We start from the raw sequence: 25,089 nt of genomic DNA, 5'->3' as shown, positions 1-25,089 counted from the left end.
TAACTTTGAGATAAACCAGAAAGCCCTCATGTAGAGACGTGATTTATCGCGTCTAAAAGACTGATACGTTAGAGAGACGCGATTTACCGCCGTCTCTACAGAGAATGTACTCGTCAATCCTTATTTACATAGGTAGAATACCCTCCGGCTACTCCGTTGGAGAACTTGTAGAGTAGCCGCTTTACGTCAATTGCCCAATTGCCCCTACAATGAGATATTTTTTTGTTGGAATGTCCCTAAATAAGAGTCTGAAACTCTCTTCAATTCTCTAAAAGAGGCTGCGCGAACAATTTTAAATTAGTTAATAGTTTTGTTAAATTAGCGGTAGCAGAGTTATAAATTAAAAGCTTTCTTCAAATTTTCTGGCTGCGTTACTGCCAAATATTGAGCCGACATTTCCGGTGTGAGTAGTTCTATCATGACTGTATTTTCCAGCCAGAACTCAATAACATCAAAAAAAGAATTGCGGTTACAACGTAACACTTTCCAACCTTCACGTTTACCAATCAACTCAATTTTTTCTTGACTAGAAGAAACTGAAATTGCTGCATGAGTAGCTGTGAACCCAGAAGAAGTAGGATTTTCTGCAAATGTACACTGCTTATCTCCTTCACCAGGCATTAGCTGAGTTTTTAACGGGTACACTTCAATCCCTGTTCCATATTCGTCAAGTGGAAAAACCATATAGCTGCCTGGGTGAGGGAAAAAGGGAAAAGCTTGGCCATTCAAGACTTCAGCTAAAACCTCGGCAACGTGCTGGGGGTTTTTAACAGAAATAGATATGTGATGAATCATACTTAATTACCTCGTAACCCTTAATCATAATGAGGCTTATAAATTTTTTGTTTTGTGGAGTGCTTATCTTCCACGAGCAGCTTAATTATCTTTCATTCCATTTTAATTAATTTATGCAGAGAATAAAACAAATTTCCTTTTGATTGAATTTGGAAAACCTTGCTTATATTCCTCTATCCTAGTAAGTGATGGCTTACACATGAGTCTTGTAGAGTTATCACAGACGCTTTTATATCCTCTCAACTCACGCTGCGTTACAATCTATCACTATCATTTATGGTAATACTCGATCAAACTACTAAAAAATCCTAACCTGGCAAAGATATACACGACATGTAGGCACAATTCATGTAGACGCAAAGCGTCTTTTCGTAGGGTATTGCCCCTATCTGAAAGTCTTTCTTTTCAGCTATTGTTTACGTAAGTAAGTTGGCACAATAAAATCAAAATATGTAAAAAAAATGAACTAAGCTAAAACCTTTGTATCTATTGACTGTAGCAAGATTGCCTTTTGCCTTATCCCAACGACAATTATTTCCGCCCACTTACTTAAACTCTGTATTTGATAATTACACTTCAATATGAGATACCAAGTAGGAGGTAGTCTCCGCAGTGACGATCCCACGTATGTTATCCGTGACGCAGACGAAAAACTTTATACTAGCCTGAAAGCTGGGGATTTTTGTTACGTTTTCAACTCTCGCCAGATGGGTAAGTCATCCTTACTACAGCGCACCAGTTATCGTCTTAGAGAAGAAGGCTATAGCTGTGTTTATTTGGATATGACCATCTTAGGTATTGAGGATACTACACCAGAACAGTGGTACAAAGGCATCATTATCAGCTTGTTCTACAGCTTAAATTTAGCAGAACAGATCAACTTTAAACGTTGGTGGGAGACGCAAAAAGGTATTTCCTCAGTACAAAAACTACACTCTTTTGTTGAAGAAGTTTTACTACCAAACGCCAAAGCCGAACGCATTTTCATCTTTATTGATGAGATTGATAGCCTACTTAGTTTAAGTTTCCCAATTAACGACTTTTTTGCTTGGATTCGTCAATGCTATAATCAGCGACCAGAGAATTCAAACTTTAATCGCTTGGGATTTGCACTATTTGGTGTAGCTAGTCCTTCCGACCTCATCGCTGATAAAGGCCGCACACCCTTTAACCTTGGTAAAGCAATTGAGTTACACGGCTTTCAACTCTATGAAGCTACTCCTCTGCTTCAAGGAGTAAAGGAAGTAGTTAGTCAACCACAAGTAATACTGCAAGAAATTATTCATTGGACAGAGGGACAACCGTTTCTCACACAAAAACTTTGTAACTTAGTTATTCAAATTGCTGCTGAAAATGCTACAGGAATGATTAGCCTCATTCCAGGTACAGAAGCATTTTGGATTGAGCAATTAGTGAAAACGCATATTATTCAAAATTGGCAATCACAAGACGAACCAGAACATCTACGTACTATAAGAGATCGCCTATTATTCAACGACCAACGAGCAGGGCGGTTATTAGGTATTTATCAGAAGGTGTTGCAAGCAGAGGAGCAGTCTAGTAGTGGAGGCTTTCCCCAGAAGGAAATGTCATCAAGTACGAGAGAAGAGTTTTTCTCTCTGCCTGATCTTCCTGTTCCGATTGATGATAGTCGAGAACAAGCAGAACTTTTGTTATCTGGTTTGGTAGAGAAACACAACGGCTATCTCAAAATTAAAAATCCTATCTATCGGAGTGTTTTCAATGCTGAATGGGTGTTAAAACAATTAGACAATCTCCGCCCTTATTCGCAGACATTCAATGCTTGGGTAGCATCAGGGTATAAAGATGAATCGCGTTTATTGCGAGGACAGGCTCTCAAAGATACTCAAAATTGGATACAGGGCAAAAGTCTAAGCGATTGGGATTATCAATTTTTAGCTGCAAGTCAAGAATGCGAACAGCGCGAAGTACAAACAGCATTAGAGGCAGCACGGGCGAAAGAGGTAGAAGCACGACTAGCACAAGAGCAAAAAACTGCTAAATTTCAAAGGTTCTTGCTAGTTGCAGTGTGTATTGGTTTGCTCGTCTCCAGCATTTTGGGGGTGGGAAGTTTCATTATGTATCGTCAAACCAAAAAAAGCGAAAATCAAGCTAAGAGCAGCGAAATTCGAGCGCTTGTATCTTCTTCTGCTGGACTGTTTGCTTCCCAACGGAGATTGGATGCAGTTGTAGAAGCAATCAAAGCCAAAGACAGACTGCACAAGCTAGGAACAGCTAACTCAAATCTTGCACCTCTAGTTGAAAACGCACTCAGACAAGCAGTTTATGGAGTAGATGAATACAATCGATTTTCCGGCCATACAGCAAGTGTTATGGCTGTAGATGTTAGTCCTGATAGTTCTTTAATTGCCTCAGCCAGTATAGATAATACAGTTAAGCTTTGGCGACGTGATGGTACGGAAGTTGCAACTCTCAAAGGTCATAAGGGAGCAGTTAGGGCAGTAGATTTTAGTTCTGACGGTCAAATACTGGCCTCGGTGGGTGAAGATGGCACTATTAAACTCTGGAAGCTAGATGGTACTCTGCTCAAAACTTTTAAAGGTCACACCGCTTCAGTCTGGGGAGTAGCATTTAGTCCTGATGGCCAGTTCCTCGCCTCTGCTAGTTGGGACGCAACAGTGAAACTCTGGAAGCGAGATGGTACTTTGCTCAAGACATTCCAAGGTTCTAAAGGTGCGTTTTGGGGAGTCGCTTTTAGTCCTGATGGCCAGACTATTGCTGCCACTAGTTTAGACAGGACAGTAAAACTCTGGAAACGAGATAATTCAGGCTGGCAAAACGCCAAGCCTGTACAAACTCTCCAAGGTCACACTGCTTGGGTTGTAGGAATAGCTTTCAGCCCTGACGGACAGACTATTGCTTCAGCGAGTGAAGACAGAACTGTGAAACTTTGGCGGCGAGACAGCATAAGTAAAAGCTACCGCCTTGATAAAACTCTGCAAGGGCATGATGCCGGAATTTCGGGGGTAGCATTTAGTCCCGATGGCCAGACTATTGCAAGTGCGAGTCTCGACAAAACGATTAGACTTTGGAATATTGATGGTACAGAACTGAGGACACTTAGAGGGCACAGTGCATCAGTTTGGGGTGTAACTTTTAGTCCAGATGGTAGCTTTATTGCTTCGGCAGGTGCAGAAAACGTTGTCAGGCTCTGGCAAAGTCAAAATCCATTTCAAAAGTCTATCATTGCACATAAGGCGGGGATTTGGTCAATAGCGATCGCCTCTGACAGTTCAACTATCGCTACCACCAGCCACGAAAATATGGTGAAATTTTGGAGTCGTCAAGGCAAATTGCTCAAAACTATCACTGAATCCAAGGGCGAAGTCTCCGAAGTTTCATTCAGTGGCGATGACAAGTTAATCGCGCTTTTCACTTCCGATGATTCGGTAAAAATCAAGAAGCGAGATGGCACTTTAATTGCTAGTTACAAATATCTTCACAGCAAAGTGACATCAGGGGTGTTGAGTCCTGACGGGCAAACAATTGCAATGGCGGGTGTTGACAAAAATGTTCAGATATGGAGACGTGATCGCCTCTGGCGGGGCGTAGCCCATCGCGCCGCGACTTTGCAGATCTTCAAAGGACATCAGGCGGAAGTTTGGCACGTCGTATTTAGTCCAGACAGTCGGCTCGTTGGTTCAGCTAGCGGTGACACTACTGCTAAGTTGTGGACGCTTGACGGCAATTTGTTTAGAACCCTTGTAGGACACTCGGCGGCAGTATGGAGAGTTGTTTTTAGCCAAGATAATAAAATGCTAGCTACTGGAAGTGCTGACAACACCGTTAAGTTGTGGACGTTAGACGGCAAGTTATTGAATACACTCAAAGGTCATAAAGCTGGGATTTGGGGAATTGCATTTACTCCTGATGGAAAAATTGTTGCTTCTGGCAGCGTCGATGCCAGCATCAAACTTTGGAAGCTAGATGGTACGGAAGTAACAACCCTCACCGGACATACCGCAGCGATTAGGGTGGTTGCGATCAGCCCTGATGGAACTTTGCTTGTTTCAGGAGGTGATGACAACACACTCATTCTGTGGAATTTGCCGCGAATTCTTAATCTAGATGTACTGAATTATGGTTGCACTCTGGTGCAGGATTATTTGAAAACTAACACCGCAGTGGAAGAGGGCGATCGCTCCCTTTGTAATATGCCAAATAAATAATTTCTCTCGTTGGGGTGGATTTTTATTGATGCGGTCGCGTTTCTTCTACAACATTCTTTTGTATTGGGGACTTCCAAGAAATAAATTACCCAAATAAACGTAGACGCTTCTCTACGAGACGCTACGCGAACGGCTTGCCGCAGGCTACCACAGAGGCACAGAGAACACAGAGGAATGAGGAGGAGAGAGTTTTTTCGCCAGTTTTTTGGATATTTTTTTATTTGGAAGTCCCTTATATAGCAATACGGTTCAGTTAAGACTAAAACTTTGTTATCTAAGTCAATTTTTTAACGAACCGCCAAGGCGCAGAGGACGCAGAGAGAAGAAAGAGAAGGAAAAAATTGCTTAACTGAACTGTATTGCCTTATATAGAAAATTTTTACTATCCACTAATTATGCAATTTGTCAAGTAGCCATGCCAAAGCACCTTCAACATCACTAACTTGCTCTCCTGGCGGTATGGCTGGACGATTTACCATCACAACCTTCACGCCCAGTTCTCGCGCTGCAATAATCTTGGGCTTTGTGGCTTCGCCACCGCTATTTTTACTGACTATGGTATCAATCTTGTTATCAATCAGGATTTGCCTTTCATTATTGAGGGTAAAGGGCCCGCGATCGCACAATACCATCCCCGGTGGTACTAAGGCATCCTCAACAGGAGGGTCAATCATCCGCATCAAGAACCAAATTTCCTCTAAGTGAGCAAAGGCGGCGAGTTCTTGTCTACCAACCGTCAAAAATACCCGATGTGCTTGGTTTTGCAGTGATGCGGCGGCGGCTTCAACGCTATCAACTTCCATCCAGCGATCGCCACTTTCTTTTTCCCAAGGCGGGCGTATTAACATCAGACGGGGTACTCCGACTTCATTTGCAGCATCTGCCGCATTAAAAGAAATTTGACTAGCAAAAGGATGCGTTGCATCAATTAATAAGTCGATTTGCATTACTCGCAGATAGCTAGCCAATCCAGCCACACCACCAAAGCCTCCAACCCGTAAATCGCCCAACGGAACTGATGGTTCACGGGTGCGACCTGCTAAAGACGTAATTGCATCTAATCCTTGGATAGTTGCAACTCTAGCAGCCAGTTCTGCGGCATCTCCTGTACCACCCAGAATCAAAACGCGCATTAGTAAGATAAAGGTGGAATCTTTGCTAAAATGCCCTTCTTCAGGGCTTCTGGACGCTCTGACCAAGGCAGCAAACCATCTGCTTTGACATAGTATTGACTAGCGCATTTTAGTATCGCAGATGCACTATCATCAACGGCTAAATCACCAAACAAATATGTCAATTTACCTTTGGCAGCAAAGGCAACCACACAGGAACGATTACAAGCACTCATACATTCAACTTCTTGAATTGGGAATTCATCTCGTAACTCCCAATCTTGTGCAATTTGCTGAAGTTGGTGTAGAAGTTTTTCACCACCACTTTCACCTAAGCGTTTTCCCTCTTGCCAAACGCTAGCACAAGTTTTGCAAACAAATAAAGTATGGTCAGCAACACCCAAGGGATTCGCTGGGGAAATATTCACAGTAGTAGTCATCTGTACCTCGCAGATATATGGAACTAGTAAATCTATTTCGGCGGGCATCCTGACTCACGCAATTTGAGATTTTAGATTACATCTCAAATTGGTTTACAGTTGCGGGACAGCGCCGGATTTGCACCGAACTTTCCCCGTTACCTCTGGTAGCTGCTCCCCACCAGAACCGAATAACCTTATCGATCATACACTAGGGTTATCTAAGAAAAGGATATAGACTCATATTTGATTCTTAAAAAAATTCAGTATAGCTCAAAGACCCTTCTTTCCTATTGCCTCTTGCCTTCCCAGGCAAGTAAGCCACGCTGTGCGAACAAAAATCAAATCGGATTGCTATATAACCTATGCAACAAAATTACAAAAATCAGCTTCTAAATTTTTCAAACACTAAAAACTTTATCGAAACAGAATTCAGAATGAATTTTGTGCGACTAGTGGATGAATCCACTGATTCATTCTGACTTCTGAATTGTGACTTCTGAATTCTTCTTCAATTTATAGGTTTGTATTGCAATGGATTTTTTGACAATTCTAGGATTAGCTGCTGCCACAATAACCACAATCTCTTTTTTGCCACAAATGTTTAAAACATGGCAAACAAAATCAGCAAAAGATGTTTCTTTCTTAACGCTAATTACATTCATAGCTGGTATTTTTTTGTGGTTAATTTATGGAATATATCTTCAATCTTTACCAATTATTCTTGCTAATAGCGTGACATTGCTTTTTAACTTGATAATTCTATGGCTTAAAATTAAATATAGATAACCCTGCTCATAACTAAAACCTCTGACAGGATAAAAAGGATATATTCTGTGAATAGCAGGAAGAAAAACAATTAATGCTGCCTGTATATAACCTGACTCTAACTGTATTAATTACGAATTACGAATTACGAATTACGAATTATCATGACATCATCTGTATTTGACTCTGAACGCCTCCTTTTCACCCCCACTACCCCAGACACCAACGCTATCCCCATAATTTTCGCCTTTCCCAATGAATATAGCGTAGGTATCACTAGCCTTGGCTATCAGGTAGTTTGGGCAACCTTGGCAATGCGTGATGATGTGCAGGTGAGTCGCCTGTTTACAGATACTCACGAACAACTCCCCAGAACGCCAGAAATTGTGGGATTTTCGATTTCCTGGGAACTGGATTATGTGAATATTTTAAATTTGCTGGAATCTTTAGAAATTCCTATTCAAGCAACTTCTCGTGATGATTCTCATCCGATAATTTTTGGTGGTGGCCCCGTTCTCACAGCTAACCCAGAACCTTTTGCAGAGTTTTTTGATGTAATTTTACTGGGAGATGGTGAAAACCTACTGGGAAATTTCATTGAGGCGTACAAAGAAGTAAGAAATGCTTCTAGACAAACTCAACTCAAAAGACTTGCACAAATCCCAGGAATTTATATTCCCAGTTTGTACGAAGTCGAATATCACACAAAAGATGGTGCAATAAAATCAATTAAACCAATTTCTCCAGAAATTCCCGCAGTGGTGCAAAAGCAGACTTATCGAGGAAATACTCTATCTGCTTCGACTGTAGTCACCGAAAAAGCCGCATGGGAAAATATTTACATGGTGGAAGTGGTGAGAAGTTGTCCAGAAATGTGCCGCTTTTGTTTGGCAAGTTATCTCACACTGCCTTTTAGAACAGCCAGTCTGGAAGATTCTTTAATTCCTGCGATCGCAAAAGGCTTAGAAGTCACAAATCGGCTAGGATTATTGGGGGCTTCTGTAACTCAGCATCCAGAGTTTGAAGCTTTGCTAGATTATATAAGTCAGCCAAAGTACGATGATGTCCGTCTCAGTATTGCCTCAGTGCGAACTAATACTGTAACAGTCCAGTTAGCAGAAACTTTGGCAAAACGAGACACGCGATCGCTTACCATTGCAATAGAAAGTGGTTCTGAGAAAATTCGGCAAATTGTCAACAAAAAGCTGCATAACGACGAAATTATCCAAGCTGCGATAAATGCCAAAGCTGGCGGATTAAAAAGCTTGAAACTCTATGGAATGGCAGGAATTCCTGGTGAAGAAGCAGAGGATTTAGAGCAAACGGTGACGATGATGCGTACTATCAAAAAAGCTGCACCAGGATTACGCCTAACATTTGGATGCAGCACCTTTGTACCCAAAGCGCACACGCCATTTCAATGGTTTGGGGTAAATCGTCAAGCAGAAAAGCGGTTACAGTTTTTGCAAAAACAGTTAAAACCGCAGGGAATAGAGTTTCGCCCAGAAAGCTATAATTGGTCGATTATACAAGCTTTGTTATCGAGAGGCGATCGCAGACTATCCCAACTTCTTCAGCTGACTCGTGACTTTGGCGACTCCTTGGGTAGCTACAAACGTGCTTTCAAACAACTTAAAGGACAAATTCCTGACTTAGATTTTTACGTCCACGCCGAATGGTCAACAGAACAAGTATTACCTTGGAACCACTTGCAAGGGCCTCTGCCACAGTCTACACTACTAAAGCATTTGGCTGATGCTAAGAGTTATATCAACCCATCTCCAAAAGAACTACAGCCAGTACTGGGGATTAGAGACTAGGAACTGGGGACTGAGGACTAGGAATGAAAATTTAGTATCCAATGCCCAATGCCCAATTCCCAATCCTAAAAACTTGATGCAAAACACAGCTGAGTATTACTGCGCCTATTGCGGCGAACCGAACTTAACTTTTATTGATTTGAGTGCTGGAGGACAGCAATCTTATGTTGAAGATTGTCAAGTTTGTTGTAACCCAAATATTTTGTATGTAAGGGTTGACGAAGATACCCTAGATATCGAGATTGATACAGAATCAGAAAGTTGAATTTTAGGTTTTTCTTTCCATGCTGCACTTTAAACATTCCTCAATCATTAATGCCTCGCCAGAAGTAGTTTGGAAATTTCATGAAAGGCCAGATATTTTGCAACTGTTAAATCCACCTTGGCAGCCAGTCCAAGTGGTTCGTCGTGAAGGGGGACTCAACGTCGGCGCTATCACAGAATTTCGCCTGTTTCTCGGCCCATTACCATTAACTTGGCTAGCGCGTCATACTGAATGCGATAAATATCGCCTGTTTACCGACGAACAGATATCTGGCCCCTTTGAGTCTTGGATACATCGACATGAATTTGAACCGGAAGCTGGCAAAACTAGGTTGACTGATGCTATTTCCTTCTCCATGCCTGGTGGAGAAACAGTTGAATTTGTTAGTGGTTGGTTAGTGCAAGTGCAACTAGAAGCAATGTTTCGCTATCGCCATTATGTAACCAAACGAGAATGTGAATCACGATAGCAAAAATTAATTATCTTGATTCTTCAACCCTTGCCGCGAAACCCACTTTATCAACCCAGGAAACAAGCGATACAAAGCTTGCGAGAATTTCGCCGAACCAACCATCACTTGTAACTTCTTATTCTTGACTGCATCCCAGATAGCATTTGCTACATCTTCAGGCTTCTCCACCACTGGATTTTTCAGCACATTCTCAAGCTGTCCACGACGACTATGAGTATCTTGCTCATCCTTGCCTCGAAAAACTGCCCGTTCCATTAAAGTACTCTTAATTAAATTCGGATAAATCCCACAAACATGGATACCTTTTGGCTGTAGTTCTATTTGTAGCGATTCCGTCAACCCTGTCACGCCAAACTTACTAGTACAATAGGGAACCAAGTAAGCACTTGGCACTTTACCACCGATGGAACTTAAATTAACTATAGTTCCACTTCGACGCTGGAGGAAATGAGGCAGAAGGGCATTAATTGTGTGGATATATCCCCATAAATTAGTGTCTATAATTTGATGCCAATCACCTAGAGAAAACTGCTCTACTGGCCCCGATGCAAATATGCCCGCATTGTTTATTAGCACGTCGATATAGCCATAATTTTCTAATGCCTTTTGCACTAATGCGTTTACCTGAGATGAGTCAGTGACATCGCAAGTAAATGTTAATGGTGCAGGACAGCCAATGCTTTGCACTTCCTGCGCTAAGGCTTCCAAGCGGTCAGCATGACGAGCTGCAAGTACCAAGTCATATCCTTGCCGCGCAAATAAAAGAGCTGTTGCTTTACCAATGCCTTCAGAAGCACCTGTAATTAGTACCGTAGGAGCCATACTTTAAGTTTAAAAAACCTATTTACTATTTATTAGTCTGGATAAGAACACTCCATAAACCTTCTAACTTTCGTTGGATTTTTGATTGTATCCAAAATAGGTTTTTAGTGAGATTACAAGTTTTCAATAGCAGTTTTTGGTAAAAATACCTCTGAACTATAGGCTAACAAAAGCTATTATTGCTCTTTTGTTAGATAAATATTTTCTCAACCTCCTTAAAATCTCATTCTTTAGAGTTGCATCTACTTTGAAACTAGAGACAGATAGCGTCAACTGGATAAGTTAAGTAATATGAAGAATATCATTAGCTCCTTAAGGTAACTTAATAATTGCACTTTATCTTACTGATAAAACTAAAACCTCATATCAATAGCAAAAACCGCAATGCTGCTGAACTTGTGCTGACTCCTCACCCTGAAATTTGGAATGACCGCTTAAGTACTATTCGTTTTCTACCTTACCTACTTTGGGAACAGCTACAGCCGAATGCAGTATGCATCGGTACTGATTTTCTCTCCTCCCCATTAATCTGACTGTTTTTGTTACAGACTGATTGCAAAGGAGCAAAGAGAAGACCCTGGTTATTGCAGATACCAGGTTGAACACTGTCGTCGCTTATATCACCCAACCTTTTAAGCGAAAACAGTTTTTAGAATAGCAGTTGCTTGTGTAATAATAGTTAAAGTATCTTAATGTTTGTACATATTATTAGAGTATTGGCACTGTCCAATTTAAAACACTGACCACTAATAGAGTTTTCTTGATGGTAGTTAGTGCTTTTTATCATGACTATATTTTAGGAATTTTCATCTGAATACTAGGCAGAGTAAAAACGTGATTCAATTAGAACAACCACCCAATCATCAAACAAAACTGACCCCAGCAGTGAAAAATAAATCTCAGTTTAAGGGAATTTTCATTGCTACGATCATTGTTGCTGTATGGGTCATTAGCCTGAGTTTATTACTTTCCCTTGACATCTCTCAATTAACATTTTGGATACTATTTCCTAGCATACTTTGGCAAACATTTTTATATACAGGATTATTTATTACATCTCATGATGCTATGCATGGGGTAGTGTTTCCCCAGAACACCAAAATTAATCATTTTATTGGGACATTAACCTTATCTTTATATGGTCTTTTACCATACAAAAAATTATTAAAAAAACATTGGATACACCACCACCATCCAGCAAGTCAAATAGACCCAGATTTTCATAATGGTAAACACAAAAATTTCTTCGCGTGGTATTTTCATTTTATGAAGGGTTACTGGAGTTGGGGACAAATAATTGCCTTGACTATTATCTATCACTTTAATAATCACGTTCTCCATATACCCACTGCTAATTTAACTTACTTTTGGGTGATCCCTTCACTTTTAAGTTCATTCCAATTATTTTATTTTGGTACTTTTCTACCCCATAGTGAACCCATAGGAGGTTATATTGAGCCTCATCATTCACAAACAATTGACCGTCCAATTTGGTGGTCATTTATCACGTGCTATCATTTTGGCTATCACGAGGAACATCACGAGTATCCCCATGTCCCTTGGTGGCAGTTACCAGAAATTTACAAAACAAAATAGTTCTCGTTTATCTAAATATCTTGGCAGCAAGAATAACAAGATAATATTTAGCATTACCAAATCATTTTTTTAAATCTCTATTGATTCTTCTCTCTGTGTTCTCTGCGTCTCTGTGGTTCATTAAAAAAGGAATTATCACAACTCAGATAGAATTACTACATATAGCTTGAACAAGGGATTCTTTGAGATTATCCTAATAATGCCAATTAATAATTCTCGTTTTGTCACCTATAGCCCTGCTTATACAATAGTTCCGACTTACGAATGCTTTAATCGGTGTAGTTACTGCAACTTTCGTAGTGAACCTGGTAAAAGTCCCTGGATGAGTATTTCAGATGCAGAAAATAGTTTAAAATCACTTCAAAACGAAAAAGTCTGCGAAATCCTCATACTCAGTGGTGAAGTGCATCCCCATTCGTCAAGGCGTGAGGCGTGGTTCGAGCGAATTTATGATTTGTGCAAGTTAGCACTTTCAATGGAGTTTTTACCACACACCAATGTAGGGCCATTGAGTTTTGATGAAATGCAAAAACTCAAGCGTGTTAATGTTTCGATGGGGTTGATGTTAGAACAGTTAACGCCAACATTATTAAATAGTGTACATCGACACGCACCGAGTAAATTGCCAGAAGTTCGTTTACAACAATTACAATGGGCAGGAGAGTTGAAAATTCCCTTTACAACTGGCTTACTGTTAGGAATTGGAGAAACCTCTGATGATTGGTGGGAAACTTTAGAAGCTATATCTAACTTGCACCAACGTTACCATCACATTCAAGAAGTTATCCTGCAACCTCATAGTCCAGGAAATCAGCAAACTTTTGATGCACCTCCTTTTAATCCCCATCAATTACCAGAAGTAATTGCTAAAGCACGTAAGATTTTATCCCCAGATATTACTATTCAAATTCCGCCGAATTTAGTTAAGGATAACTCCTGGCTACTCGCTTGTATCGAAGCAGGTGCGCGAGATTTAGGCGGAATTGGGCCAAAAGATGAAGTGAATCCTGATTATCCCCATATTCAGGAACAGGCTTTGAGAAATATTTTACAACCTGCTGGGTGGGAGTTAGTGCCGCGATCGCCAGTTTATCCACAATTTGACAGCTGGTTGTCTGAGGAATTACAAACAGCAGTGAAGCGATCGCGGAATGCTATGTTATTGATTTAACATTGCTAGACTCACACCACCAAAATAGGTTCAAATCAAGACTATAAGCGACAAATTCCCAATGCATCCCTCAGAAGATATAGATAACAGCCTAAACCCTGTTGTAAAATAGACATAAGAAGGATTTGGGGGGCCATTTACTGGTCATAAACGCCTATAGAAACTATCTACGGAAATCTCCAAGGTTTAAAGTCCAGCCAGCTGAAGCAACTACAGCGGCTGTATCACCAGCGTATACCAGGCGATCGCATCACCACGCCTGAGTTTTCCCAGCGTCTGGCAGCAATTAGCACAGAAGTCAATCAGCCTGTGTGCGCCTACATCAACCGTCGCGGACAAGTGATTCGCGTCGGGGTAGGCACACCGCGTCAAACGCAAATACCACCGATGGAATTGCCCCGTTACGGTGCAGAACGACTCAGTGGTATTCGTTGTATTGCCACCCATCTGAAGCCAGAACCGCCAAATGAAGCGGCGCTCACGGCGATGGCACTGCAACGCTTAGATGCCCTAGTTGTCCTAAACATTACCGGAACCGGATTTACACGGCGGGGAGGCGGTGCAACTGGGTATGTCAAAGAAGCTTATCTAGCTCATCTAATACCCCAAGAGTCTCGCACCCTGATTACTAGTCCTGCTGCTTTCAAAGTAGAAGAGAGCAAAACTCAAACCCCAAGTTGGAATATATCGCCACCTATGGGTTTGGATGATTTGGCAGACCAGGATTTAGTAGACTTGGTAGAAAATCTGGAAGCAGAATTCCAGCGCGAATTTATTGCCCAGGAAGTACATGCTGACCATGATCGCGTGCTAATTGTGGGGCTGATGACCAGTGAGACAACTCCCCTACAATTCCAAGATACTCTAGCAGAATTGGCGCGTTTAGTTGATACTGCTGGAGGAGATGTATTACAGACAATACAACAAAAGCGATCACGCGTTCATCCCCAAACAGTAGTTGGCGAAGGTAAAGTGCAAGAAATTGCCCTAACTGCCCAAACACTAGGAGTTAATCTTGTCGTCTTCGACCGCGACCTCTCACCCTCCCAAGTCCGCAACTTAGAATTGCAAATTGGCATCCGGGTGGTTGACCGCACCGAAGTAATTTTGGATATCTTTGCTCAACGCGCTCAATCCCGTGCCGGTAAATTGCAAGTAGAACTAGCACAGTTAGAATACATGCAACCGCGACTGGCTGGTAGAGGTCGCACCATGTCCAGATTAGGTGGTGGTATTGGGACTCGTGGCCCTGGTGAAACCAAACTGGAAACTGAACGCCGTGCCATTGGGCAGCGCATTTCCCGACTCCAAAAAGAAGTAACTCAGTTGCAAGCCCATCGTTCACGGTTACGGCAACGAAGGCAGCATCGAGAAATTCCCTCAGTAGCTTTGGTTGGATATACTAACGCTGGTAAGTCTACCCTGTTGAACGCTCTCACAAATGCAGAAGTTTATACAGCCGACCAACTATTCGCCACTCTCGATCCTACCACCCGCCGCCTGGTAATTCCTTATGGCGAAACCAATGAACATCAGGAAATTCTGATTACAGATACGGTAGGGTTCATACACGAACTGCCTGCATCATTAATGGATGCCTTCCGCGCCACCTTAGAGGAAGTCACAGAAGCTGATGCCCTACTGCATTTAGTGGATTTGTCTCACCCAGCTTGGTTGCGTCATATTCGCTCAGTCAGAGAAATCTTAGCGCAAATGCCTATAACTCCTGGCCCGGCGCTAGTTATTTTTAACAAGATCGATCAAGCAAATAGTGAGACACTAGCTTTAGCTAGAGAAGAATTTCCCCTAGCGGTATTTATTTCAGCGAGTCAGCGCTTGGGATTAGAAACCCTACGTCACCGCCTTGCTCAACTAATTGAATATGCAGTTGATAGTAGGTAAATGTTGAGTAACTAATTCAGTGTTCGCACTTTATATTAGTGTCGTGAATATTTAACTTTGGGGAAGGCGATAAATTGCCTTCCCTTATTTATTGCATTTTTATAAGGAAGAGTAGAAAAGTTGAATTATGCTTTTAAACTTTAATTCTCTAGATATTTTTAAAGCATCATTTTAGCATTGCCACACCAGTACCAATACGGCTCAGTTAGCGCCAAAAAACTTAAACGGCGTAGGTTGAGTGGAGGAACGAAACCCAACATTTCCGGGCATTTGTTGGGTTGCTCTTTGCTTAACGCAAGCGTATTGACACCAGTACAATGGTTTTATGACTCCTGTCTGATTTTCGTTCGCGCAGCGTGGCGTAGCCATACTTACTTGCGTGGTGCGCGTAGCGCAAGCGAGCTAGGCAGGGAGTGGGGAGTAGCAAGTAGGGAAAAAGCCTTTTTGAGTTCTAGTGAGTTTTTTCAAAAATCAAATCTGATTTTGAATAATATTTTAAATAAAACCCTGATAAAGCTGGCTTTTCATCCTCAGTATGTTTTCAAGCATCAAATAGGAGTCCTATATTTAATTTAGCTCATATACTTAGTGAAAGATTAAAACATCTACTTGTGTAGATTGGCGTGAGATACCTAGTGCAGGCTGGTTTTCTACAGGGCAACACTGCGCTCTATCCAACCTACAAATCTTCCTCATAGAATAATCAATATCTCCTAAAAATCTGTTGATTAAGTAATAACATCGAGAAACCAAATATTGATTATTCAGTGTGAATATAGACAATTCTAATTTAAAAAAATATATTAAGTGTAAATACTGAAAATCTCCATAAATTCATAAAAACTATATTGATAATTCCAAATTTAAATTTTTAGCTAACCTCGACAAATAACGTAGACAGTTGGTATTTGTTTGTGTAAATTTAGACTTTGGTAACTTCCATAAAAGAGTTATTTTGAGAGGTCTTAAATATCCTCAATAAAAAGAAAAGGAGTTTCAATCGAGTGTCTCAACCATATTCCAAGAAAATAGCGGGTTATGCAGTCTGTTGTATATCAGCATTAGCTGTGGTGACAGTTTCACAGATGTCTCAAGCAGATGCAGCCTCTATGACTTTCTCAGTCACAGGAACTAACTCAGCATCAAAGAATGCTCTGGCATCATCAGTTGTTTTTGATGACTTACTCAATCCAGGTAAGTTGACAGTGACTCTGACGAACATGAAAAATGTTTCAGTCCCTTCTGATGTTCTGACATCAGTCTTTTGGGACTATGCTGGATCTCCCTTAAACTTATCGTTAATTTCAGCAACAGCTGCAACGGTCACTCAAAACAACCCCTCTACCACTACAAATAATGTAAATCTTCTCAATACTCCTAATGGCAAAGAATGGGCATTTGCATCTACTACTAATTCCGCAGGACTTACTAATGGAGTAACCCAAGACTATGGTTTAGGTACTGCCGGCTTAGGTATTTTTCAAGGCATTGGTGGACAGCAGCAAGTGAATTACGGCATTATTGACGGCTACAATGCTAATGCAAATTCACCAATCAAAGGGGGAAGTTTTGTTGACAATTCGGCCACGTTCGTTTTGTCAGGACTGCCCACTAACTTTGATATAAGCAAAATTGGTAGTGTTCGCTTCCAATATGGCACCGCTTTAAGTGAGCCTAGCATTATAAAAGCACAAGGGAATTATTATAGTCCTCCACCTCCTCCACCAAAAAAAGTACCTGAACCTGGGACGACAGCCGCCCTTGGTTTATTTGCAGTGGGTGCATTGAAAGTGGTGAGGAAAAAATCTTTAGTAGTAGCATAAATGACAGTTTTCTAGCAGTTAGCACTGAGAAACACCAGATACTTCCATAAAAGGAAATACTGTTTTTTTAGAAAGTCAAGTGTGCATACCCTATATTCTGTAAAAATTGATTAAGTACAACATGGTGTAAATAGGCTAATAATTATAAATCGTTGCAAAGCTTGCATTCTTTTTAGGCTTTTCAACGATTTTTCGTTTTGCATAATTCTGCACAAAAAGCTGGCTAAGTGTAGCGGATCTCGAAGGAACTCAGCGAAACCAATAACTGAATTTAGTTAGACACTTCTGAAAGTAAAGTCAAAACGGCATAGAACACCTACAGCCAGTTGCAACGTTCTAAAATTAAAAAGTATTAAATCAAGTTGAGGACATTATGGCTGCAAAAGTAGAAATTTACACTTGGAGGACTTGCCCGTTTTGTATCCGTGCCAAAAGTTTGCTGAAGAGTAAGGGTGTTGAATTTACAGAATACAGCATTGACGGAGACGAAGCAGCCAGAAATAAAATGGCTCAAAGAGCAAATGGACGGCGCTCGTTACCGCAAATTTTCATCAATGATGACCATATTGGTGGTTGTGATGACATCCACGCTTTAGACAGTCAAGGCAAGCTAGATGAGCTACTAACTTCCGTGTAAGTCTAGAAGATATTGCACTAGGACAAGCCACTGCAAATAACACGGCAGTCGCTACAACTCTGTTGACGAAATTTTTCTCGCAAAAGTATCTGTCCACAAGATTTTACCCTCCAGTTCCTACTCAGCAGTACAGATGTACATCAATTAGTAAGATCATCAAGAGATAATAATTGAACAACCATTTAATTTCTTGGTGATTGAGGTATAAAGGGTGAAACTGGCTTTTATCATTGATCCGATCCATCTGCTTGACCCGTGTCATGATACCAGCATTGCCCTGATCGAAGCAGCGCAAATCCTGGGACACGAAGTTTGGGTAACTCAAGCAAATCTGCTGAGTGTGGTGGAGGGCAAAGCTTGGGCTGTCCTACAGCGAGTTGAACTTGTACCAGTACAGTTGGTGGAGAGACGCTGGATAGCGGCGAATCCTTGGTATAAATTAAGTGATTCCTCCTTAAGTTCTTTAGAGACAATGGATGCCGTATTTATGCGGAAAGATCCACCTGTCAATGATTCCTACCTCTATGCCACCTACATTCTGGATTATGTTGACCAAAATAAAACTCTGCTGATTAACAGTCCTAGCGGTATTCGAGGGGCAAATGAAAAAATGTATGCCCTCCAGTTTACCAAAGCGATTCCAGAAACGATTGTCAGTGCTGATAAGCAGTTTATTCGGCAATTTGTTGAAGCAAAGGGGGCAGCTGTTCTCAAACCACTGGGAAACAAAGCCGGGGAAGGAATTTTATTTTTGCAATCGAGCGATCGCAATTTTAACTCCATTGTCGAACTCAGTACCCTACAAGGTCGAGTGCCAGTAATGGTACAAACCTATCTACCGGAGGCAAAAGAAGGAGATAAACGCATTATCCTGCTCAATGGCGAACCGATTGGTGCGCTCAATCGCCTCTCTAGCGGAAGTGATTTTCGTAATAATATGGCAACTGGTGGTACAGTCGCTCAAACTGAAATTACCCCAAGAGAACATGAAATTTGTACCCAAGTAGCCGAACGGTTACGTCAAGACGGTTTAATTTTTGTGGGTATAGATGTTATTGGTGGCTACTTAACTGAAGTTAACGTCACCAGTCCTACGGGAATTCGTGAAATTGATCGTCTAGATGGTACTCACCTTGGTTATCAGGTTATTCAATGGATTGAACAGTCATTGAATTGAAGGAGGCACGAAGAATAAATCAGCAGTGGTCAAATCCCCTGCTGATTTGAAGCCACTGAACTAGAGTTCAGTCAAGGTCTGATCTACTACTGGTGAAGGCAGTTCTAAACCTGGATTTCTCACAAGTGAGAAATGAGCGTGAGTGTGGGGAGTGTGGGGAGAAAGAGGAGGAATTGAATAACTGCACATCAATGAACGCTGCATTGCCTCCCACACCTCCCACACCTCCCACCCGAACCACACAATACGTGAGAAATTCGGGTAAAGTACAGGCGGTTTTCATTCTGCCTCTTGCCTTCATTGATAAATGTAAATTATTTTTACTTGGTGTCCTATTTTCTAAAAAATAGAATTACTTCGAGTGCTTGCGTGGGCAACTCACCCACGCAGCTTTGTTTATACAGAATATAAGTTTAATGAATCGCGGAGGTAGATGTAGCAATGTCTACGACGGGCTACCTTTAAGCATTCCTAGTTGGCCAGGTTTTCTGATTTATTTGTTCCCAAAGCAAAGCTAGACATGGGAGCTAGCAGAACCCTGCCCAAGTTAATTTTATAAGTAGCTTTAACAAATTTCTTTACCAATTAGCAAAATTAGGGATGGCAACGGATTGCTTATCCCTGCTTTTGGTAAACCCTGAAACTAACAGATTTTATACAGCACTCAGCCTAACCTGAGACTGCTAATTTAATCTAAAATCTCAAATCCAAAATCTTTTAATTCCGTGGTCTTTGTCGGTTTCTCAAGAAGTCAGGTATATCCAATCCAGGTTTTTCTTTTGGTTCTGGAGTTGGAGTTGGAGTTGGAGTTGAACTTGGAGTTGAGGTTGGGGGATTAACTGCGGGTTGTTGTGTTGTTGGTCGCTTGGAGGTATTAGGTGCTACTCGAACGCTAGCTACGCTTTGTTGTACCGCAGCTTGCACTTCACCTGTAAACCCGGTGGCAATTACAGTAATTCTGACCTCACCTTGGAGTCTGTCATCAATTACAGCCCCAAAAATAATATTGGCGTTGGGATCAACTACTTCATAGATTGCTTCTGCGGCTGCATTCACTTCATGTAAAGTAAGATCAGTACCACCTGTAATATTAAAGACAACTCCTCTAGCACCTTCAATAGAACATTCTAGTAATGGTGAAGAAATAGCCGCGATCGCAGCTTCTCTGGCTCTAGATTTTCCAGAACTAACGCCAATACCCATCAATGCCGATCCTGCATCTGCCATCACAGCCCGGACATCAGCAAAGTCAACATTTACCAAACCGGGAATCGTTATGATATCAGAAATACCTTGTACCCCTTGACGCAGCACATCATCTGCATAGCGAAAAGCTTCTTGCACAGGTGTTTGTTCGGGGATCACTTCCAGCAATTTGTTGTTGGGAATAATGATCAGTGTATCTACTCTACTTTTTAGTCCTTCAATCCCTTGTTCCGCTTGGCTGGTGCGGCGGCGACCCTCAAAAACGAATGGACGTGTGACTACCCCAACAGTGAGAGCGCCCATTTCTTTGGCTACTTCTGCCACTATTGGGGCTGCACCTGTTCCAGTACCACCGCCCATACCAGCGGTGATAAATACTAGGTCTGCACCCTCTAAAGCCGTAGCAATTTCGTCTCGTGATTCCTCAGCTGCCTTTTGACCAATCGCAGGATTACCACCTGCTCCTAAGCCCCGCGTTAGCTTTTGTCCAATTTGCAATCTACTGGGAGCGCCTGCCAGAGTTAAAGCTTGGGCATCAGTATTTATTGACCAAAACTCTACACCAGAGACATCAGATTCGATCATGCGGTTAACGGCATTGCCACCGCCGCCACCGACACCAATCACTTTGATGTTGGCAACCCGACCAGGAACAATTTCCCCAATGCGGCTATTTTCCGTAAAAATCTTCTTATTATCGTGATTTTGTCCGAAGTTCATCCCAGAGTTATTAAAGGGATTGGTCGAGTTAACTGCCAGAGAAAACCCAGGCTGTCCCGGAGATTGGGAATTTTTATAGGTGAGTCCTTGGTTATTATCAAGTGTCATTGGATTTGTGAGAGGGTAGATAAACGACTTTTCCAGGTGCTATTCACTTAAGAGTCAACTATAGTTTGACACTGCCACAATACTATGGCACTGTTCTTTATTGTTTTCACTACTGCCAAGCCTAACAGAATTGGCGGTATGAAAATTTGCTATGAGATCAGCTTTTAATGCAGCCGATCGCACAGCCAATTCTAGAGAAGTATACCTATATTTATCCAAAAGTGACCTGTATAACTTCAACCAGACATTAATCTCTTCATTCTTCTCATCGGAGAACATAACTTCTAAAGACACACTACAGTGCATCTTAGCTGCCTCAATAATATTGTTAATAGGTTTCACCATTGGGGATAATTGCAACTTTAGACACAAAATTTACCTGATACTTACTTATTCTTAAGGTTGAAGTAAGCAAGAATTTACTTGTCAGACTATACCTGATTAATTTGTTGTTTGGGGAGTCTTAATGGACACTTTGTTGGAGCAATAGTCTATCTTACGAGAACCCTCACTAGTGTGGTCAACAAATCAAGATTTTCCTAGAGGATTCGTAACCCAATTAAGAAATATGGTACAGAATAGTCCAAACTGATTACCGAAAAGTAGCCTTTACGCAACCTTTTGTAGTACTTTAATTTACAGATTTTGGCTTCAGTAAACTGTCTTTGGAAGTATCCTCAACAGACCAAAGTTAGATTGTCAGACATCTTGCACCCTAATGTTAGGGTAACAATTTGAGAGTGTTTTACTCACAAGAGAGATTTCATGATTGATCTTCTCATTTTAATTAGAAGTTAATGCCGATTTTCGCGCAGTTGCTGGAAAACTGAAAATAATAAATATATTTATCAGCATAAAGCTTCTTAATTTACTAAGAGCTATCAATACATTAAACACGCTAGATATTTTTAGGGTTTTTGGGAGTTAATTTTTGGTCTTTTTGGTTCATTTGTACTAAGGGAAAATCGGGATTTTTCAGATCAATATACTCTATTTGACCAGAATCGAGTTTCGCTGATAAATGGCGCATTTGGGCAAGTACCTTAATTTGTTCAGACAACAGAGTACCTGGAACGCCAAGATGCACATTTCCTAGTTCTGTTTTCAAAATTAAATTCGCTGGATTTTGGCAATCAATTTCCACTACTTTCACAGTACTTTGGCTGATAGCTTGATGAATTTGAGTCCAGTTGAGGCAGTATTGTTTGGGCGATCCAATTACTCTGAGATTGGGTAATTTCCTAGTAGGATTCAGTGATGTGTATTTTTCTAAAGGTATCCAGGCCCCACTTGCATCTAGTAAGCCGAGTGTGACTTTTTTATTGCCAGTGCCCTGATTTGCCCCACTTGCTGTTTGAGTCATTGCGACAGGGACTCGTTCTTGGATTTCGATGTTTAATCCGGGAGGAAACAGGCGACGTCTCACGATCGCTTGGGCAATAGTTGGTTGTTTTTTCAAAGAGTTTGCGATCGCTGCTGGTTCAATCCGCCACAAAGATTGGGGGTAAGATAGCACTAATAGGGATTGAGTTGTCTCATCTGAGAGTAATTGATTGCCTGATTTCATCACTACTTGTTTGGGAGTTTTTAACACCCATACCGGTTGAACTGCTACCCACAGCAATCCACCCGCCAAACCGATAATGGCAAAGGTTCGCCAAATAGCTTGAATAATTCTCATCTGCCGTCGCCGACGTAATTTTTTACGACGCTGGGCAAGATCCGTGCGGGAAACTGATATTATGCCAGCCATTCAAACCCCTTTCTGGTTACAATCCAAATTCCTTGACGCGCTTGTATCATTATTAATTTCAGTAAACACTGTCGGCATCTGTTAGCCGCTCTCCTCAAGACTTTTTTTATTTTTAGTAACACTTTACAGTAAGTACACAACGAACGTAGTCTCTAGTCATCCTTCCTATTAAAGTTTCCGGTGTCCATTCTTAACTCACTGTTGTCTTTTTGACAAGGGACATAAAGCATTTTTTCTTTAAAGATTACAAAATCTTAATTTAAATATTTCTGATTTTGTTTTATTGACAAATAGAATGTGAAGTGATAAATAAGTCTTCCTTAATCTCTGTATAGATTGCTATAATTCATACTAGTCATGTCTCATCAACTATACAAACAGGGAATAATATAATCGAGTAGCTTTTTTTACTGATTAACTCCTTCATCAAGGTTTGTGTCAGGTTAAAGAAAAGCTATGAGATTGTCAAAACCTCAATAGTAGGTGTAAAAAGGACAGATATGTTTAAGGTTATTAGGGTCAATTAAATCTCTATCCTACTACTGACAGATACTGACAGTGATCCTGTAATAAGTGCTGTCTTTTGCAAGACACTACCAACTTGCGAATTAATTGTGTGCCTACATCAAAGTTAGAGATTGTTTGTATAAAAAATACGAGTTAACTGCATCTACACACGCGTCTACATACACCTATACATACATGAAAACGACATTCAATTTGTCACGTTTTTATAAAGCATGTAACCCAAGCTACACGCTTAATATAAGCAACGTGTTAGATCGCCAGTATTACATAGATTTTGCTGATGTCCGTGGTTGTAAGATTGTCGAAGAATTGCAACGGACTATAGTTCGGATTTCTCCTGATGAGCCAACCTGTCAGTTATTTACGGGTCACATTGGCTGCGGTAAATCAACGGAATTGCAGCGCCTCAAAACAGAACTAGAATTGGCAGGATTTCATGTGGTTTATTTTGAGTCCAGTCAAGACTTAGACATGGCGGATATTGATATCAGCGATATTTTGCTGAGTGTAGCCCGTCAAGTCAGTGCCAGTTTAGAAGGCATTAACATCAAACTCAAAGGTGGTTACTTTACCAATTTATTTAAAGAAGTAGGCGATTTTCTACAAAGCCCCATAGAGCTTTCTGGACAAGCAGAATTATCCTTGGGTATTGCCAAAATTACCGCCAAAACCAAAGATAGCACTCAGATGCGGAATCAACTGAGGCAATATTTGGAACCACGTACCAATAGTATTTTGCAAGCGATTAACGAAGAAATTTTAGAAAGGGCTATTGAACAGTTAAAGCTGCGGGGTCAAAAAGGACTGGTAGTGATCGTAGATAATTTGGATCGAGTCGATATGCGTCCCTTAGCATCAGGGCGATCGCAACCAGAATATCTCTTTATCGACCGAGGCGAACAGCTACGCCGGCTCAAATGCCACCTAGTTTACACAATTCCCCTAACACTAATTTTCTCCAATGAGTACGAAACACTAAAAAATCGCTTGGGGGGAGGGATTGCGCCAAAAGTACTGCCGATGGTATTAGTGCGGCAAAGAGATGGCAGTGACTACGAACCAGGGATGTCACTAGTACGCCAGTTAGTCTTAGCAAGAGCTTTTCCCGAAGTTTCTTTGAATGAAAGGCTTTTATTAATTACAGAATTATTCGATCATTCCCAAACCTTGGATCGGATATGTCGCGTTAGCGGTGGCCACATTCGCAACTTATTGGGTTTACTTTATAGCTGCCTGCAACGACAAGATCCACCTTTTTCTAGAGAATGCTTAGAAGCTGTGATTAAAGACTACCGAGACGATCTGCTATTAGCTATTGATGAATCCCAGTGGGAATTATTGTTTGAAGTAGTGCAACAACAGAGAGTTAAAGGTGAGTCTGATTATCAAAGCTTACTACGAAGTATGTATTTGTTCGAATATCGTGACCCTCTGGGGCGCTGGTTTGGCATCAGTCCAGCCCTAGCAGAAACAGAAAAAGTTTTAGCTTGGCAACAAAACAAGTAATAGTGCTGGGTAAGTTAATAGTCATTAGTCCTTTGTCCTTGGCCATTGGACTAATAACTAATGCCCAATGCCTAATGCCCAATGCCCAATACCCAATGCCCAATGCCCAATGCCCAATGCCCAACAACAAATGACTACTGACAAGCAGCTACACATCTACACAAAAGAAAATCAGTATAAGTAAGCCGTGGGAAAAATTTATAAGTATGTAACAAAAAATTAAGCAGAAGAATTGGAGTTAAATCTTATACGCTGTGTACTATATTTTCCCTTCTCTG

At 41.1% G+C, this 25,089-nt stretch carries 21 protein-coding genes and 1 riboswitch; of the genes, 13 read left to right on the top strand and 8 right to left on the bottom strand.

The window, feature by feature from the left end:
• Positions 1-333: 333 nt before the first annotated feature.
• Positions 334-795, bottom strand: a complete 462-nt coding sequence (locus tag H6G86_RS20500) for a hypothetical protein (protein ID WP_190935851.1) — start codon at positions 793-795, stop codon at positions 334-336.
• 581 nt (positions 796-1,376) lie between these two features.
• On the opposite strand from H6G86_RS20500, the gene H6G86_RS20495 reads away from it, so the two are divergent.
• Entirely contained in the window at positions 1,377-5,006 is a 3,630-nt protein-coding gene (locus H6G86_RS20495) for a WD40 domain-containing protein (RefSeq protein ID WP_190935850.1), read from the top strand.
• 389 nt (positions 5,007-5,395) lie between these two features.
• Here the strand turns inward: H6G86_RS20495 and H6G86_RS20490 are convergent, their stop codons facing one another.
• From H6G86_RS20490 to H6G86_RS38785, 3 genes are all read right to left on the bottom strand, one after another.
• Complete coding sequence (locus H6G86_RS20490) at positions 5,396-6,139, bottom strand: cobalt-precorrin-6A reductase (protein WP_190935849.1); 744 nt, start codon at positions 6,137-6,139, stop codon at positions 5,396-5,398.
• Positions 6,139-6,558, bottom strand: coding sequence for a DUF1636 family protein (locus H6G86_RS20485; RefSeq protein ID WP_190935848.1), 420 nt, complete (start codon positions 6,556-6,558; stop codon positions 6,139-6,141). The genes H6G86_RS20490 and H6G86_RS20485 overlap by 1 nt, the downstream gene beginning before the upstream one ends.
• Before the next feature lie 22 nt (positions 6,559-6,580).
• Positions 6,581-6,744: riboswitch (cobalamin riboswitch) on the bottom strand.
• A gap of 266 nt (positions 6,745-7,010) precedes the next feature.
• On the bottom strand, positions 7,011-7,202 hold the full coding sequence (locus H6G86_RS38785) for a hypothetical protein (RefSeq protein ID WP_242064897.1): 192 nt from the start codon (positions 7,200-7,202) through the stop codon (positions 7,011-7,013).
• Between H6G86_RS38785 and H6G86_RS20480 the strand changes: the two genes are divergently transcribed.
• From H6G86_RS20480 to H6G86_RS20465, 4 genes are all read left to right on the top strand, one after another.
• Positions 7,129-7,326: a SemiSWEET transporter gene (locus H6G86_RS20480; RefSeq protein WP_228038468.1), complete on the top strand. Its 198-nt coding sequence runs from the start codon at positions 7,129-7,131 to the stop codon at positions 7,324-7,326. The two genes, H6G86_RS38785 and H6G86_RS20480, sit on opposite strands and share 74 nt — an antisense overlap.
• Before the next feature lie 143 nt (positions 7,327-7,469).
• A complete protein-coding gene (locus H6G86_RS20475) occupies positions 7,470-9,125 on the top strand; it encodes a B12-binding domain-containing radical SAM protein (protein ID WP_190935847.1) in 1,656 nt (551 codons plus the stop codon).
• Positions 9,126-9,201: 76 nt separating this feature from the next.
• The gene (locus H6G86_RS20470) at positions 9,202-9,390 is read left to right on the top strand and encodes a CPXCG motif-containing cysteine-rich protein (protein ID WP_012411100.1); all 189 of its coding nucleotides are present in this window, start codon (positions 9,202-9,204) and stop codon (positions 9,388-9,390) included.
• Between the two features lie 19 nt (positions 9,391-9,409).
• A complete protein-coding gene (locus H6G86_RS20465; protein ID WP_190935846.1) occupies positions 9,410-9,859 on the top strand; it encodes an SRPBCC family protein in 450 nt (149 codons plus the stop codon).
• A 6-nt stretch (positions 9,860-9,865) separates the two neighbouring features.
• Here the strand turns inward: H6G86_RS20465 and H6G86_RS20460 are convergent, their stop codons facing one another.
• Complete coding sequence (locus H6G86_RS20460; protein WP_190935845.1) at positions 9,866-10,684, bottom strand: SDR family NAD(P)-dependent oxidoreductase; 819 nt, start codon at positions 10,682-10,684, stop codon at positions 9,866-9,868.
• A gap of 329 nt (positions 10,685-11,013) precedes the next feature.
• On the opposite strand from H6G86_RS20460, the gene H6G86_RS20455 reads away from it, so the two are divergent.
• The 7 genes from H6G86_RS20455 to gshB all read left to right on the top strand — a co-directional run bounded on the left by H6G86_RS20455 (position 11,014) and on the right by gshB (position 18,990).
• Positions 11,014-11,217, top strand: a complete 204-nt coding sequence (locus H6G86_RS20455) for a hypothetical protein (RefSeq protein ID WP_199338364.1) — start codon at positions 11,014-11,016, stop codon at positions 11,215-11,217.
• 301 nt (positions 11,218-11,518) lie between these two features.
• On the top strand, positions 11,519-12,280 hold the full coding sequence (crtW, locus tag H6G86_RS20450) for a beta-carotene ketolase CrtW (RefSeq protein WP_190935844.1): 762 nt from the start codon (positions 11,519-11,521) through the stop codon (positions 12,278-12,280).
• 199 nt (positions 12,281-12,479) lie between these two features.
• Entirely contained in the window at positions 12,480-13,451 is a 972-nt protein-coding gene (gene cofG, locus H6G86_RS20445; RefSeq protein ID WP_190935843.1) for a 7,8-didemethyl-8-hydroxy-5-deazariboflavin synthase subunit CofG, read from the top strand.
• A 156-nt stretch (positions 13,452-13,607) separates the two neighbouring features.
• Positions 13,608-15,353 carry a GTPase HflX gene (hflX, locus tag H6G86_RS20440; protein WP_190935917.1) on the top strand — a complete coding sequence of 582 codons (1,746 nt, stop codon included), beginning with the start codon at positions 13,608-13,610 and terminating at the stop codon, positions 15,351-15,353.
• 1,004 nt (positions 15,354-16,357) lie between these two features.
• Positions 16,358-17,176, top strand: coding sequence for an XDD4 family exosortase-dependent surface protein (locus tag H6G86_RS20435; RefSeq protein ID WP_313931254.1), 819 nt, complete (start codon positions 16,358-16,360; stop codon positions 17,174-17,176).
• 373 nt (positions 17,177-17,549) lie between these two features.
• Positions 17,550-17,813: a glutaredoxin 3 gene (grxC, locus tag H6G86_RS20430; RefSeq protein ID WP_114086110.1), complete on the top strand. Its 264-nt coding sequence runs from the start codon at positions 17,550-17,552 to the stop codon at positions 17,811-17,813.
• A gap of 211 nt (positions 17,814-18,024) precedes the next feature.
• On the top strand, positions 18,025-18,990 hold the full coding sequence (gene gshB, locus H6G86_RS20425; RefSeq protein WP_190935842.1) for a glutathione synthase: 966 nt from the start codon (positions 18,025-18,027) through the stop codon (positions 18,988-18,990).
• A gap of 717 nt (positions 18,991-19,707) precedes the next feature.
• Here the strand turns inward: gshB and ftsZ are convergent.
• From ftsZ to H6G86_RS20410, 3 genes are all read right to left on the bottom strand, one after another.
• Positions 19,708-21,024 (bottom strand): cell division protein FtsZ, encoded by a 1,317-nt coding sequence (gene ftsZ, locus H6G86_RS20420; protein WP_163934380.1) that lies wholly within the window; start codon positions 21,022-21,024, stop codon positions 19,708-19,710.
• Positions 21,025-21,078: 54 nt separating this feature from the next.
• A complete protein-coding gene (locus tag H6G86_RS20415) occupies positions 21,079-21,369 on the bottom strand; it encodes a hypothetical protein (RefSeq protein WP_242064894.1) in 291 nt (96 codons plus the stop codon).
• A 553-nt stretch (positions 21,370-21,922) separates the two neighbouring features.
• Positions 21,923-22,777 (bottom strand): cell division protein FtsQ/DivIB, encoded by an 855-nt coding sequence (locus H6G86_RS20410; RefSeq protein ID WP_190935841.1) that lies wholly within the window; start codon positions 22,775-22,777, stop codon positions 21,923-21,925.
• Positions 22,778-23,479: 702 nt separating this feature from the next.
• Here H6G86_RS20410 and H6G86_RS20405 point away from each other — a divergent pair.
• On the top strand, positions 23,480-24,811 hold the full coding sequence (locus tag H6G86_RS20405; protein ID WP_114086114.1) for a P-loop NTPase fold protein: 1,332 nt from the start codon (positions 23,480-23,482) through the stop codon (positions 24,809-24,811).
• Positions 24,812-25,089 lie beyond the last annotated feature (278 nt).

The sequence above is a fragment of the Nostoc sp. FACHB-133 genome, from assembly GCF_014698055.1.
Taxonomy (GTDB): Bacteria; Cyanobacteriota; Cyanobacteriia; order Cyanobacteriales; family Nostocaceae; genus Nostoc.
Note: the sequence above shows the minus strand (reverse complement) of the source record. Positions and strands in the feature narration are given on the sequence as shown.

Excerpts from the sequence above, each read along its gene's own strand:
- H6G86_RS20500 (WP_190935851.1), bottom strand. The coding sequence starts at position 795 with ATGATTCATCACATATCTATTTCTGTTAAAAACCCCCAGCACGTTGCC.
- H6G86_RS20410 (WP_190935841.1), bottom strand. The coding sequence starts at position 22,777 with ATGGCTGGCATAATATCAGTTTCCCGCACGGATCTTGCCCAGCGTCGT.
- H6G86_RS20475 (WP_190935847.1), top strand. The coding sequence starts at position 7,470 with ATGACATCATCTGTATTTGACTCTGAACGCCTCCTTTTCACCCCCACT.
- H6G86_RS38785 (WP_242064897.1), bottom strand. The coding sequence starts at position 7,202 with ATGAATGTAATTAGCGTTAAGAAAGAAACATCTTTTGCTGATTTTGTT.
- H6G86_RS20485 (WP_190935848.1), bottom strand. The coding sequence starts at position 6,558 with ATGACTACTACTGTGAATATTTCCCCAGCGAATCCCTTGGGTGTTGCT.
- ftsZ (WP_163934380.1), bottom strand. The coding sequence starts at position 21,024 with ATGACACTTGATAATAACCAAGGACTCACCTATAAAAATTCCCAATCT.
- H6G86_RS20495 (WP_190935850.1), top strand. The coding sequence starts at position 1,377 with ATGAGATACCAAGTAGGAGGTAGTCTCCGCAGTGACGATCCCACGTAT.
- H6G86_RS20415 (WP_242064894.1), bottom strand. The coding sequence starts at position 21,369 with ATGGTGAAACCTATTAACAATATTATTGAGGCAGCTAAGATGCACTGT.
- grxC (WP_114086110.1), top strand. The coding sequence starts at position 17,550 with ATGGCTGCAAAAGTAGAAATTTACACTTGGAGGACTTGCCCGTTTTGT.
- H6G86_RS20470 (WP_012411100.1), top strand. The coding sequence starts at position 9,202 with ATGCAAAACACAGCTGAGTATTACTGCGCCTATTGCGGCGAACCGAAC.
- H6G86_RS20490 (WP_190935849.1), bottom strand. The coding sequence starts at position 6,139 with ATGCGCGTTTTGATTCTGGGTGGTACAGGAGATGCCGCAGAACTGGCT.
- H6G86_RS20405 (WP_114086114.1), top strand. The coding sequence starts at position 23,480 with ATGAAAACGACATTCAATTTGTCACGTTTTTATAAAGCATGTAACCCA.
- H6G86_RS20465 (WP_190935846.1), top strand. The coding sequence starts at position 9,410 with ATGCTGCACTTTAAACATTCCTCAATCATTAATGCCTCGCCAGAAGTA.
- H6G86_RS20460 (WP_190935845.1), bottom strand. The coding sequence starts at position 10,684 with ATGGCTCCTACGGTACTAATTACAGGTGCTTCTGAAGGCATTGGTAAA.
- cofG (WP_190935843.1), top strand. The coding sequence starts at position 12,480 with ATGCCAATTAATAATTCTCGTTTTGTCACCTATAGCCCTGCTTATACA.